At 26.4% G+C, this 14191-nt stretch carries 12 protein-coding genes, 1 pseudogene and 1 riboswitch; all 13 genes and pseudogenes read left to right on the forward strand.

Annotation, left to right across the window (positions count from 1 at the left end):
* A pseudogene (locus tag BUA77_RS14270) lies at window positions 1–227 on the forward strand (IS701 family transposase); the annotation flags it as partial.
* Between the two features lie 132 nt (window positions 228–359).
* The gene (locus BUA77_RS10880; RefSeq protein WP_072890106.1) at window positions 360–1604 is read left to right on the forward strand and encodes an RNA-guided endonuclease InsQ/TnpB family protein; all 1245 of its coding nucleotides are present in this window, start codon (window positions 360–362) and stop codon (window positions 1602–1604) included.
* A 224-nt stretch (window positions 1605–1828) separates the two neighbouring features.
* The gene (locus tag BUA77_RS10885; RefSeq protein WP_072890109.1) at window positions 1829–2371 is read left to right on the forward strand and encodes a TDE2712 family protein; all 543 of its coding nucleotides are present in this window, start codon (window positions 1829–1831) and stop codon (window positions 2369–2371) included.
* Window positions 2372–2592: 221 nt separating this feature from the next.
* A riboswitch (cyclic di-GMP riboswitch) is annotated at window positions 2593–2678 on the forward strand.
* 103 nt (window positions 2679–2781) lie between these two features.
* On the forward strand, window positions 2782–4239 hold the full coding sequence (locus BUA77_RS10890) for a diguanylate cyclase domain-containing protein (protein WP_072890111.1): 1458 nt from the start codon (window positions 2782–2784) through the stop codon (window positions 4237–4239).
* A gap of 277 nt (window positions 4240–4516) precedes the next feature.
* On the forward strand, window positions 4517–5389 hold the full coding sequence (locus tag BUA77_RS10895) for a Rossmann-like and DUF2520 domain-containing protein (RefSeq protein ID WP_159428979.1): 873 nt from the start codon (window positions 4517–4519) through the stop codon (window positions 5387–5389).
* Window positions 5386–6222: a 3-methyl-2-oxobutanoate hydroxymethyltransferase gene (gene panB / locus BUA77_RS10900; protein ID WP_200773961.1), complete on the forward strand. Its 837-nt coding sequence runs from the start codon at window positions 5386–5388 to the stop codon at window positions 6220–6222. Before BUA77_RS10895 ends, panB begins: the two co-directional genes overlap by 4 nt.
* 16 nt (window positions 6223–6238) lie before the next feature.
* Entirely contained in the window at window positions 6239–7090 is an 852-nt protein-coding gene (gene panC / locus BUA77_RS10905) for a pantoate--beta-alanine ligase (protein WP_072890117.1), read from the forward strand.
* Window positions 7091–7092: 2 nt separating this feature from the next.
* On the forward strand, window positions 7093–7476 hold the full coding sequence (gene panD / locus BUA77_RS10910) for an aspartate 1-decarboxylase (RefSeq protein ID WP_072890119.1): 384 nt from the start codon (window positions 7093–7095) through the stop codon (window positions 7474–7476).
* A 116-nt stretch (window positions 7477–7592) separates the two neighbouring features.
* Window positions 7593–8270: a response regulator transcription factor gene (locus BUA77_RS10915; protein ID WP_072890121.1), complete on the forward strand. Its 678-nt coding sequence runs from the start codon at window positions 7593–7595 to the stop codon at window positions 8268–8270.
* Entirely contained in the window at window positions 8267–9754 is a 1488-nt protein-coding gene (locus tag BUA77_RS10920) for a sensor histidine kinase (protein WP_072890123.1), read from the forward strand. The genes BUA77_RS10915 and BUA77_RS10920 overlap by 4 nt, the downstream gene beginning before the upstream one ends.
* Window positions 9755–10300: 546 nt before the next feature.
* On the forward strand, window positions 10301–11353 hold the full coding sequence (locus BUA77_RS10925; RefSeq protein WP_072890125.1) for a Fe(3+) ABC transporter substrate-binding protein: 1053 nt from the start codon (window positions 10301–10303) through the stop codon (window positions 11351–11353).
* A 79-nt stretch (window positions 11354–11432) separates the two neighbouring features.
* A complete protein-coding gene (locus tag BUA77_RS10930; protein ID WP_072890127.1) occupies window positions 11433–13073 on the forward strand; it encodes an ABC transporter permease in 1641 nt (546 codons plus the stop codon).
* A gap of 2 nt (window positions 13074–13075) precedes the next feature.
* Complete coding sequence (locus BUA77_RS10935; protein ID WP_072890130.1) at window positions 13076–13783, forward strand: ABC transporter ATP-binding protein; 708 nt, start codon at window positions 13076–13078, stop codon at window positions 13781–13783.
* Window positions 13784–14191 lie beyond the last annotated feature (408 nt).

Below are 14191 nucleotides of genomic sequence, written 5' to 3' on the forward strand. Positions count from 1 at the left end.
TAAATGGATATCAAGTTAGAAGCCAAAAAAGTATTACTAGATATCTAATAATAATGTTAGTAGCTTACACTTACTCCAAATTATGTTCAGGCGTAGCCTTAAGTTTCAACACTGGATTTAAAAAAATACAAAACAATTTAAGAAAAACACAACTTATTAATATTTATAATGCTGCAATACAAGGTGAACCTATTAATAAAATTTTTGAGTATCTGAAAATTGCATAGAAATGACTTTGGCTATTTAACTGTAAAATTTTTCAAGTAAAATTGCACTTTTATAGATCTATCAATTTATGAAATTGTAAGAAATAGAGAGTATTTAAGAGAAAATAAAAGTATATAGAGGGAGGTGAAAAGATGAAGTTATCGTTTAAATTTAAACCAAGTTTTACAGTTAAACAGTTAAATATTATAGAAGAATTATCTTTTCATACAACAAAACTATACAACATAGTGAACTATGATTTAAGAAAAAATGGTTTTAAATCCTATGTAGAAGTAGAAAATATTTTTAAGTCTAATTGGCACTGTGACTTCCTTCATAGTCATACAAGGCAACAAACTTTTAAAGTATTAGAGCAAAATTGGAAATCATATTTTGCAAGTATTAAAGACTATAAAATAAATCCACATAAGTATAATGGATTACCTAAACCACCTAAATTTAAAAATATGGAGAACAGAAAAAATGAAATTATATTTACTAATTTAGCTATTAGATTTAAAGAAAATACATTAATGTTATCTCTTTCTAAAGCAATTCAAAAACTGTTTGAGGTAGACAGTTTAAATTTTGAGGTTTCTGATAAACTTCAAAGCCTTATAGATTGGAATGGATTGCAACAAGTAAGAATAAAATGGGATAATTCTTTAAAACAATGGTATTTGATTGTAATATACAATAAGCAGAAATTAGAACAAATAGATAATACTAATGTTATGGCTATTGATTTAGGCTTGGATAATCTTGCTACATTAACTTTTAAAGATGGAAATGAAACTTATCTTTTTTGTGGTAAAAAACTTAAAGGTATTAATGCTTTTGTAAATAAGAAAATTGCTTATTACCAAAGCATTGAGATGAAGAAAATAGGTTCTGATAAATTTAAAAACACTAAAAAGATTAATTCATTAAGAAGATATAGAAATAATTATGTTAATGATTATCTTCATAAAGTAAGCAAAAATATCATAGATAAAGCAATAAAACATAAGGTGAAAAAGATAGTTATAGGTAAAATTAAAGGTATCAAACAAGATATGAATTACAATAAATCTTTTGTACAAATACCAATTCAAAGACTTGCAAAACAAATTAAATATAAAGCTAAGCTTCAAGGGATTGAAGTTAAATTCAGAGAAGAAAGTTATACAAGTGGTTGCAGTGCTTTTGATTTAGAGCCTATAACTAAAAAATACTACGATAAAACTCGCAGAGTGGTTAGAGGACTTTTTAAATCAAATTTTGGATTAGTAAATGCAGATGTTAATGGAAGTCTAAATATATTAAGAAAAGAAGAAAAATGTATTCCCGAAATAGTTAAAACTATGAGGGATAAAGGGAGTGTGTCCTCCCCGTTGAGAGTAAGGGTTGCCTGTTAAGGTGGAAACTTAAATATCAAACCTCTCACGAAGCCACCGTTGCTTGTCTCGGTGGTAGTTCACAGTATTAAAGTAAAAGTATTTTTGTACCTAAAATATATAGACTAGGAGTAAGAAGGATATTCTCTTGAGAGTGCATCAATGGAAAGCTAAAATATGGTAGCTTTGAAATATGAGATATAATATAATTAACTTAGTGAAAATTTAATTAAAGGGGTGTTGGTATGATAGAAAGGATAAAAGTAAAATTAGATATTATTGAAGGAATGCTTTATTACTGGCAAGCAACTAGTGAAAGGGAAAAGGTTGGAGAGGCTTATATGAATAATATAGCTGAATTTCCAGAAATGAAGTACATATATGATGATGAATTTAATGGTGAATCTGTAAGAAAGGTACTTAGTGCTATATCAAATAGAGAACTATTAAATAATGGAAGTAAAAAAGAAAGAAAGTTTTGGAATAATAATATGTGGATGATGGAGGATTTAGAATATACTAATATGATGGTAGCACCAATAAAAATTCTAAATTTAGATTCAATAATTGATAGATTAAATAATAAAAATGAAAATTCAAAATACGAAGAGCTTGAAGTAGTATTTATTCCTGGACATCAAGATGAATATTTAATTGAAGATAACAAGCTTATAATTAATTTTTTTAGGGTTAAACCAGATTTATATGAAGAAGATAAGGTTACTATTGGTGATACGATTTTAGTAGATTACATAGAGGAAAAGCTTATAGAATTAATAAATAAATAGATATTAATATAAACTCATTTTTTATGATTAAGTTATATAATCATAAAAAGTGAGTTTTATTTGGTTTATGGGAGATTTTATTGTTTATCTAGATGTTTAAATAAAAAAATAGCAAAAATGATGGAAGAGTTTTAAAGTATCTGGTAAAATAAGTCTATAGAACTAATAAAAATAGGGATAAATATATATTTGTAGCCTAAATAATTAAATTATAATATAAAATTCGATAATAGCAAACTTATCGAAAGGTAAGGAGATAAAGACATGGGTCTAAAGGGAGTTACCTTATGACTGCCAGTTTAGCGAAATATACTTAATATTTAATATACGTATAGGTGTCTATTGTCGATAGGCACCTATTATATTTTACATAACAATAAAACAAATCAACATATTAGGGAGTAGATTGAATGAAAGTTATAAGGGATAAGAAAAACATTGTTTTTTCATTAGAATATATGAAGCTATATAAGAAAACTTTTAACTTTTTTGGTTTAATTAGTATTGTAATGATTATTTTTGTATATTTCATATCACATATTGTTATCTTGGGTAATTTTGAAAATTTAGAAAAAAAGGAAACATATAAGGCAATAAAACAAGTTGTAAATGCTCTAGAAAAAGACTTTTTTAATTTGAGTATGACAAATAAAGATTATGCAGCGTGGGATGAAACTTATGATTTTGTTCAAGGTAAAAATCCAGATTATATAGAAAAAAATTTAATGGATGAAACTTTTATAATCAATAAGCTTAATGTATTTATATTAATTAACAAAGAAGGTAATATTGTATATAAAAAGGGTTTTGATTTAGTAAATTATAGTGAAATTTCTGTTTCTGATAGTTTAATTAAACAAATAAACAAACAATCACCTTTACTTAATTTTTCAAAGCCAACAAGAGGTATTACAGGTATTATATCTCTACCAGAAGGAAAGATGATGATTTCTTCACATCCTGTTGTAACAGATTATTTAAAGGGACCTATTAATGGTATACTTATAATAGGCCGTTATATAGATTCTAATAAAATTAGTCAATTGTCACAGCAAACTAATTTAAGTATAGAGTTGGAAGAATTAAATGAATATGAAATACCAAAAGAAGTTAAAACTTTACGTAATCCTTTTATAAATAAATCAAGTGTATGGGTTGAAAATATAAATAAGAATCATATTTATGGATATTCTATTATATATGATATATATGAAAATCCAGCTTTAATATTAAAAATTGATAAGATTAAATATATTTACAATAAAGGTTATTTAACTTTTATTTATTTCTTAGGAATTATATTATTTGTATATATTATATTTTTTATAGCTAGCTGTTTTTATATGAATAAAATTATATATAAAGCTCATTATGATGCTCTTACTAATCTTCCTAATAGACATTATTTTTATGATAAATCAGAAGAATTATTAATAAAAGCTTTTAATAACAATGAAAAGATTGCTGTATTTTTTATTGATCTTGATAATTTCAAAAATATTAATGATTATTTTGGACACTATGTAGGAGATGTTTTATTACAACATATTACAAAGAGATTAAAAGACAATATTGATAAAGAAAGTATTATTTCTCGTTTAGGTGGAGATGAATTTATTATTTTTATTCCTAATATTGAAGATGTTAAAGCTGTAGAAAAAATTGCCCAAAATATTATTAATTGTACTACTAAACCATTTTTTATTAAGGAGAATAAAATATTTATTAGTATGAGTATTGGAATAAGCATATATCCATTTGATGGGGATGATGTTAATACACTTATTAATAATGCTGATATTGCAATGTATAATGTAAAGAAAGAGGCAAAGAATGGCTATAAATTTTATAAAAAAAATATTTCTTAGATTAAGTTAATAGAATAGTAAATTTAGCATTTTTTATTCAGAAATTTGTATATTGTTTAAAGGAATTATGTTAATATATTATTGTGGTGGTATCATAAGAGCCATACACATTTAATTAGACTGGAATTTACCTTTATAATTAAAAAATTTAATATTTTATTTTCTGCTTTGAGCCTTTAAGGACTGAGACAGTGGTATAAGTAATGTGTTTTTTACACCCTTTTTGCGTCTATTTTTAGAAGGCAGAGAGGGTATTTTTATTTAGGAAGTGATGTATGTGAAAATTTGTTTTATAGGTGCAGGTAAAGTAGGTACCTCCTTCGGACTTTATTTAAGCCGAAAGGGATTTGATGTAATTGGTTATTATAGTAAAAGTTTTGAATCAGCAAAAAAAGCAGCATATTTGACAAATTCGATAGCATATAAAAGATTATCACCTATGATTAAGTTATCAGATATTATTTTTATTACAACTAATGATGATGCAATAAAAAGTGTAGTAAATCAATTGTCTCAGGAAAATATTTTAAATAAAGGTCAAATATTAGTTCATATGAGTGGTTCACACTCATCAAGTATACTAAATAGTGTTATGAATTTTGGATGTTATATCTATTCAATGCATCCGCTACAATCTTTTGCAGATATAGAAAATTCAGTCAAAAAACTTGAAAGTACAGTTTTTACAATTGAAGGCAACATTGAAAAAATAAATGTTTTGGAGTGGATTTTGAAAAAATCAGGAAATAAGTATTTTAAAATTGACTCTAATTTTAAAAGTATATATCATGCAGGAGCATGTGTGATTTCAAACTATTTAGTGACTTTAATGGATTTTGGTTTTTCTTTTTTTAATTCAATAGGAATAGATGAAAAGAGTGCTTTTGAAGCAGTTTATCCATTAATTGAAGGAACTATTGAAAATATTAAGACTTTGGGATGTAAAAATGCACTTACAGGTCCAATATCTAGAGGAGATAGTAATACAATAGAGAATCATTTAGATTCAATAAAGGTGAATATTCCTGATAAACTTTCTTTTTATAAAGCCATGGCTCTTATGACGTTAGATCTTTCATCAAAGGTTCCATCACGAGATAAAGAAAAAATTGAAACTTTAAAAAATATTTTACAAGGGGTGGATGAATGATGAATAAAAAATTTACTGTAACGTCTTTTTTAGAAGCCAAAAATAAAAATGAAAAAATAACAATGCTAACAGCATATGACTATTCAACAGCAAAACTTATTGATGAAGCAGGTATAGAAAGCATACTTGTTGGAGATTCTCTTGGAATGGTTGTGCTTGGATACGAATCAACTCTCGAAGTAACTGTAGATGATATAATTCATCACTGTAGAGCTGTTGCAAGAGGAGCAAAGAATGCCCTAATAGTTGGAGATATGCCTTTTTTATCCTACCATATAAATACAGAAGATACAGTTAGAAACGCTGGTAGAATAATACAAGAGGGTAAGGCTCAAGCGGTAAAATTAGAAGGTGGAGTTGAAGTTGTAGACAAAATAAAGGCAATTACTAAAGCTCAAATACCTGTAATGGGACATTTAGGCTTAACTCCTCAATCTATAAATATGTTTGGAGGATTTAAAGTTCAAGGAAAAAGTGAGTATCAGGCTAAGAAGATAATAAATGATGCTGTTGAACTTGAAAAAGCAGGAGTTTTTGCAATAGTACTTGAAGGGATTCCTGCAAAATTAGCACAAATAATAACTGAAAAACTTACTATACCTACAATAGGAATAGGTGCAGGAAACAATTGTGATGGACAAGTTTTAGTTACTAATGACATGCTTGGAATGTTTTCAGATTTTACTCCAAAGTTTGTAAAAAAATATACAAATTTAAAAGATAGTATTATGAATGCAACAAAGCAATATATATCTGAAGTAAAATCTACTGAATTCCCATCTAAGGAGCATACTTTTTCAATTGATGAGGATATTTTAAAAAAGCTTTATTAAAAGGAGAGAATTATATATGACTCTTATAAAAACAGTAAAAGAAGTAAGAGAAGAAATAAAAAGACAAGCTAATGAAAAAGGATTTTCTATAGGATTTGTGCCAACGATGGGATATTTACATGAAGGACATCTATCACTTATTAAAAGAGCAAGAAAAGAAAATGATTTAGTAGTAGTTAGTGTATTTGTAAATCCAGCTCAATTTGCACCTAATGAAGATTTTGATAGTTATCCAAGAGATATTGAGAGAGATTATAAATTAGCAATAGATTCAGGAGCGGATATTGTATTTACTCCTGAAGTAGATGAAATGTATAAAGAAAACAGTTCAACATTTGTAAATGTAGAAGGAGAAATAACAAAAAAACTTTGTGGAAAATCAAGACCTACATTCTTTAAAGGGGTTACAACCGTAGTAGCAAAGTTATTTAATATTATAAATCCTACAAATGCATATTTTGGAGAAAAAGATGCACAACAGGTTGCTATAATACAAAAAATGGTAAATGATCTTTGTTATGATATAAATGTAATATCTTGTCCTTTAGTTAGAGATGAGGATGGACTTGCCCTTAGTTCTAGAAATGCTTATTTGAATAAAGAAGAAAGAAAACAAGCTTTAATACTTTCTAAATCACTATTTGCTGCAAGACAAATGTTTTTAAATGGTGAAAAAAATGCACAAAAATTAAAACACTTTATTATAAATAAAATAAAAACTCAAGGTATTATAGAAATTGATTATGTTGAAATAGTAGATGCCGATACTTTAGAATATATAGAAACTGTAGAAAAAAGATCTTTTATTGCACTCGCTGTAAGAATTGGAAAAACCAGACTTATTGATAACATCTATTTGGAGGTATAGTAATGCTACTTAATATGTTTAAATCTAAAATACATAGAGCTACAGTTACACAAGCAGATCTTAATTATGTAGGAAGTATAACAATAGATTCTTTTCTTTTAGAACAATCAGGAATACTTCCAGGGGAGAAAGTTCAAATTGTGAATAATAATAATGGGGCAAGGCTTGAAACATATGTTATAGAAGGAGAAAGAGATAGCGGAATAATATGCCTTAATGGTGCAGCTGCTAGGCTAGTTCAGCCTGGTGATAATATAATAATAATTGCTTATTGTCTTGTAGATGAAAAAGAAGCTAGGAATCTAAGACCTAAAATTTTAATTTTAGATGAAAATAATAAAGTAATAGAATCAATAAATCAAGAAATTCATGGAGATATTAAGTAAATGATGTTTAGGCTCTTTGTTCTTATTCACAAAGAGCCTTTTATAATTTGTGAAACTAGACTAAATATTATCTAACTTGCTATAATAAATGAAAAATGATAAAAGGAGATGAAGTTATGTCTGCAAAAAAAATATTAATAGTTGATGACGAACTTCGAATAAGAAAATTAGTTGGAGATTTTTTAAAAAGAGAGGGATATATTGCTATAGAGGCTGAAAATGGGAAAATAGCATTAGATATTTTTAACACAGAAGAAGGAATAGACTTAGTTATATTAGATGTTATGATGCCTGAGTATGATGGTTGGACAGTTTGTAGAGAAATTAGAAAAATATCAAATGTTCCAATTATTATGCTTACAGCAAGAAGTGAAGAGTTTGACGAGTTGTTTGGATTTGAAATGGGAGCAGATGAATATGTAACAAAGCCATTTAGCCCTAAAATATTAGTAGCTAGAGTAAATGCTTTGTTAAGAAGAGTTGAAAGAAAAGAGGATAAAATAAAATCTTTTGATGGGCTACAAATAGATGAAAATGCTCATATTGTTTACGTTGAAGGAAAAGCTATAGATTTAAGTCCTAAGGAGTATGAACTTTTATTATATATGGTAGAAAATAAAGGCAAAGCTTTAGGACGAGAACAGATTCTAAATAAAATATGGGGATATGATTATTTTGGAGAGTTAAGAACTGTAGATACTCATATTAATCGTCTTAGAATAAAACTAGAAAAACAAAGTAAACTAATCAAAACAGTAAGAGGGGTTGGATATAGATTTGAGGTGGAAAAATGAAAAAATCTATAAGATTAAGGCTTTTTAGGGGGATTAGTTTTATTGTTATATTTTTTGTAGTATTTTCTTGGTTTTTGAACTCCCAGTTTCTTGAAAAGTACTATATTTCTAAGAAAAAAAATATGTTAATTGAGAATAGTAAGATAATAGATAGCTTATATAAAGGGAATTCAGAAGATATAGCTTTAGAACTTGAAATATTAGAACGAACTATAGGAGCTAATGTAACTATTTTAAATGAAAGAGGTATAAAATATAAAACTAATTATAAAAGATTTGATTTAAAGAGAATTAAACAAGAGATAAGGATATTTAATAATAAAGTACTGAGTAATTTGAGAAAGCGAAATATAGTAGATGGAAGGTTCGTTTTTGTAACTCAAAAGGATCAAAGACTTAAAATAGATTTTTTGGCTTTACAAACTATATTAAATAATGGTGATATTTTGATATTAAGAATCCCTTTAGCTGCTATATCAGAAAGTGTAGCTACTGCAAATGATTTCATGTTATTTACAGGTATTTTATCTATTTTATTAGGGAGTATTTGGGCTTTAATATTTTCTAAAAGGTTTACAAAACCTATATTAGAGCTTAAAAATATTGCACAAGCCATGGCAAATCTTGACTTTACAAAAAAGTGTAGTATTACAGAAGATGATGAGATAGGAGAGCTTGGAAATATTATAAACCATCTTTCTAATCAGTTAGATAGTGCTATTTCAGAACTTAATGAAAAAAATCAAAAGCTAATACAAGATATAGAAAAAGAAAGAAAGTTAGAAGAAATGAGAAAAGAATTTGTTTCTAGCGTTTCACATGAATTAAAAACACCTATAGCTTTAATTCAAGGATATGCGGAAGGCTTGATTGAAAATGTAATGGAAGATGAAGAAAGTAAGAACTTTTACTGTGAAGTAATTATGGATGAAGCTAAAAAAATGGATAAGTTAGTAAGGGATTTATTAAATTTATCTCAAATTGAATCTGGATACTTTCAGTTAGAAAGAACTGATTTTGATATATCATCTGTTATAAATCAAGTTATTAGTAAGTATAAAAATATTCTTGAAGAAAAAGGAATTGATCTAAGATTTAGAAGTAAAGAAAATATAGTTGTAAATGGGGATATTATTAGAATAGAACAGATATTAGTAAACTTTATAAATAATGCAATTAATCATGTAGATAATAAAAAAATTATAGGCATTAGTATAGAAAGTGAAGAGCAAAAAGTTCGTGTATATGTTTTTAATTCAGGAAAACATATACCTGAAGAATCATTAGATAAAATATGGACAAGCTTTTATAAAGTAGATAAAGCTAGAACAAGAGATTATGGAGGCTCTGGACTTGGGTTATCTATTGTTAGGGGTATCCAGGAACTTCATAATAATGATTTTGGAGTGGATAATGTGGATGGTGGTGTGAGATTTTGGTTTGAAATGGATAGATTAGATGCAAATTTTAAAATATATAAATAATTGTAACAAAACTGTGACAAAATTTTTTTATAATGAATAGGAAATTATATTCCTATTTAAATTGTGGATAAATATAAATTCCGTTATGAGTTTTAAGCAACGGAATTCGTTAGAATTCGTTGGCGCCATGAAATTTCAAAAAAGTCTACATTGTAAAATCTTTAGAATAAAGACTTTTTTATAATAACTATAAGAATTTATATATATATAAAATTGTTTATGTATTGTTCAAAATGGGTATATTTGAAATTGTAATGGAGGTTTAAATATGAAAAAAAGAGAACTTTATTTAGGAATTTTTAGTGCTTTTATGGCAATTATTTTTATGATAAATGTAGTAGGTTATTTCTATAATCATAAAGCAATATTTTAAATAAAAAATGCACTCATAAATATGAGTGTATTTTTTTATTTAAAATAAAGTATTGACAAATACGAAATGATAAGTTAATATCATATTGATAAAACGAATAATAATCAGTATCAATTAACAGTAATTAATAACTGATTTGAATTATTCTTATAAAAAAAGGAGGAGTTTCAAAAATGAAAAGAAAATTAATATTGGCTTTATTAAGCTTAGTATTTTCAGTTTTTCTACTTGTAGGTTGTTCAAGTAGTGATGAGGAAGTAGCAGGTAATGAAGAACAAGTTGTAAATCTATACACTTCTAGACATTACGATGCAGATAAAGAATTATATGAATTATTCACTAAAGAAACAGGTATAAAAGTAAATGTCGTTGAAGGAAAATCAGATGAATTAATTGAAAGACTTGCAAGAGAAGGAGAAGATACAGAATCAGATATTTTAATTGTAGCTGATGCTGGAAGATTACATAGAGCAAAAGAACAAAATTTATTACAATCTGTAGAAAGTGAAACTTTAGAAAATAATATTCCAGAAAACTTAAGAGATAAAGATAATCAGTGGTATGGGTTAACAGTAAGAGGAAGAGTTTTAGTATATTCAAAAGATAGGGTAAATCCTTCAGATTTATCAACTTATGAAGATTTAACAAATCCAAAATGGAAAGGAAAAATTTTAGTAAGATCATCGTCTAATATATATAATCAATCATTACTTGCTTCATTTATAGAAATAAATGGTGAAGAAGAAGCTAAAAAGTGGGCAAAAGGATTAGTGGAAAATATGGCTAGAGAGCCAAAAGGAAATGATAGAGATCAAGCCAAAGCTGTAGTTGCAGGTGAAGGTGATATAGCAATAATGAATACTTACTACATAGGTAAATTATTAAATTCTTCTGATCCTGAAGAAGTAAAAGTAGGTAAACAAGTAGGAGTATTTTTCCCAAATCAAGATACAACAGGAACTCATATAAATGTTAGTGGAGCTGGAGTTACTAAATACGCTAAAAATAAAGAAAATGCAATTAAGTTTATAGAATTTTTATCAAGTGAAAAAGCACAAAAATTATTTGCACAAGCTAATTATGAATATCCTGTAAATAAAAATGTTGAGCCTTCTGATTTATTAAAATCATGGGGAGAATTTAAAACACAAAACATAAGCTTAAATAAGTTAGGAGAAAACAATAAAAGAGCAGTAGAAATATTTAACGAAGTTGGTTGGAAGTAATTATACTTTATAAAGCCCAATATTGATTAAATGCAATATTGGGCTTTAACAATAAGAAGTGAAAAGGAAGTGTAAAAAATTGATTAAAGTTAGAAACTTAAAATTAAATTTAAATATATGGTCAATATTAAGCTTTATTTTTATATTATTAGTAATACTACCTAACTTAAATATTTTAATTAATATTTTTAAAGAACCAAATGAAAACTGGATTCATATAAAGAAATATCTTCTAAAGGATTATATCATAAATTCTCTTACACTAATTTTATTTACAGGTTTATTTACAATATTAATAGGCATAAGTTTATCGTGGCTTATTTCTGTATATGATTTTCCGTTTAGATCTTTTTTTAAATGGAGTTTAATTTTACCTCTTGCATTTCCTCCGTATATAGCTTCATATACATACAATGGGATATTAAATTATACAGGAATTATTCAAACCTTTTTAAGAAATAACTTAAACATACAAGTAAATCAAAAATATTTTGATATTATGTCAATGAAGGGTGCAGTATTTATATTTACAATGTTTTTGTTTCCTTATGTATATATTATTACAAGGTCTTTTTTAGAAAAGCAATCTTCATCATTAATAGAAAATGCAAGAGTTTTAGGAAGAAACTCTTTTGAGATTTTTCTACATATAGTACTTCCTATATCAAGAGGAGCTATTGTAGGAGGAGCTAGTTTAGTTATACTAGAAGTTTTAAATGATTATGGTGTAGTTAGCTATTTTGGTATTCCTACATTTAGTACAGCAATTTTTAAAACATGGTTTTCCATGGGAGATATGGATTCTTCAGTTAAATTATCTTCTATATTAATGCTTATAGTATTTTGCATTTTAATATTAGAAAAGTTTTTAAGAGGAAGAAAGCGATTTAGCTATACTACAACAAAAATTAGACCCATTTCTCGTATAAAACTAGAGGGAATAAAAGGGTACTTTGCATGTATCTTTTGTTTTATATTTTTTAGTTTAGGTTTTTTAATTCCAACTTTACAATTACTTTATTGGAGTTTACTTACATATAAGAAAATATTAAGCTTTAAATTTTTTGAGCTCATTTTAAATTCTTTTTTCATAGCATCATTTTCTGCATTATTAGTTATTATAATAGCAGTTATAATTGCAAATTACTGTAGGATAAATAATAGCTTAATTTCAAAAATATATTCAAAAACTACATTAATAGGATACTCTATACCAGCTGCTGTAATAGCAATAAGTGTAATATTACTTTTTATAAATTTAGATAATAAATTATATTGGATTTATAAAATTATAAATAATAACTCGAAAAAATTAGTTTTAAGTACTAGTATAGTAATGCTTATTTTTGCTTATCTTATAAGGTTCTTAGCAATAGGTTATAACTCTGTAGAATCAGGTTTTGAAAAAGTTGGTACTAAATTTTATGAAGCATCTAGAATGTTGGGAATGAGTATAACTGAAACTTTTTTTAAAGTGGATTTAAAAATGATAAAACCTGCAATTCTGAGTGGATTTTTATTAGTGTTTGTTGATATTTTAAAAGAATTACCACTTACATTAATTTTAAGACCTTTTAACTTTAATACTTTAGCTACAAAGGTTTTTGAATATGCTAATGATGAGATGATTCATGAAGCTTCTATAGCTTCTCTTATAATAGTTATTATAAGTTTTATTTCAATTTATTTCTTTTATAAAATTGGGGATAAGGAGGATTAATAATGTTTGTTGAAATTAACAGGTTAAGTTTTAAATATAAAAATTCTAAAGAAGAAACTATAAAGGATTTTCATATTGATATAGAAAAAGGAGAAATAATTTCCATTTTAGGTCAAAGTGGAAGTGGTAAAAGTACTGTTCTTAGATTGATTTCAGGGCTTGAAATTCCAAATGGTGGGACAATTAAAATAGATAATAATTTAATAGTAGATGATAATAATTTTGTGTTACCTGAAAAAAGAGGAATAGGAATGGTTTTTCAAGATTATGCTTTATTCCCTCATATGACAGTTAGGCAAAATATTAGATTTGGGTTAAAGAATATGAAAAAAGAAGAGCAAAACAAAAGAATACAAGAAGTATTACAGCTTGTAAATTTAGAAAAATTTAAAGATAGATATCCTCATGAACTAAGTGGAGGTCAGCAGCAAAGAGTTGCATTAGCAAGGGCATTAGCACCTAGACCTTCAGTACTTCTTATGGATGAGCCATTTAGTAATTTAGATGCAAATTTAAAGAGCAAAATAAGAGAAGAATTAAAGAAAATAATAGAACATACAGGAACAACATCTATTTTTGTTACACATGATAAAGATGATGCTATAAGTATTGCTAATAGGGTAGTAATTTTAGAAGAAGGAGAAATAGTTAAAGTAGGATGTCCAAAAGATGTTCTAAATAATTCTGAATTAAATAAAATAAGTGTTTAATCAAAAAAAGAGGCTATAAATCTTCAAGATTTATAGCCTCTTTTTTCACTCTATAGGAAATTATAAATTTTTTAAACTGTTGATAACTTTGGTAACTGAATAAAAGTATCAACTATTTTGAGCAACGGAGTCCGTTAGGACTCGTTGGCGACATGAGCCATGCGATAGCATGAAGCGAATTTTTTCATTGTATTAAGTAGGAAATTATAAAATTTCAAAATCTGTGGAAAACTTGCTAAAATATATGTATAAGTATTGAAAAAAGAGAGATGAAGAGATGACTAAAGTAACATTAAAAAAAATATTGCAAGATAATTGGCAAAACTTTTTAAAGAAAAAAATTAAAAGAATTCCGAAGGTAATAAGGGCAGATGTTATAGAAACAGTTGAAAAAGCAATGGACTGTGG

Origin of the sequence: Tepidibacter formicigenes DSM 15518 (assembly GCF_900142235.1) — a bacterium.
Classification (GTDB): Bacteria; Bacillota; Clostridia; order Peptostreptococcales; family Peptostreptococcaceae; genus Tepidibacter; species Tepidibacter formicigenes.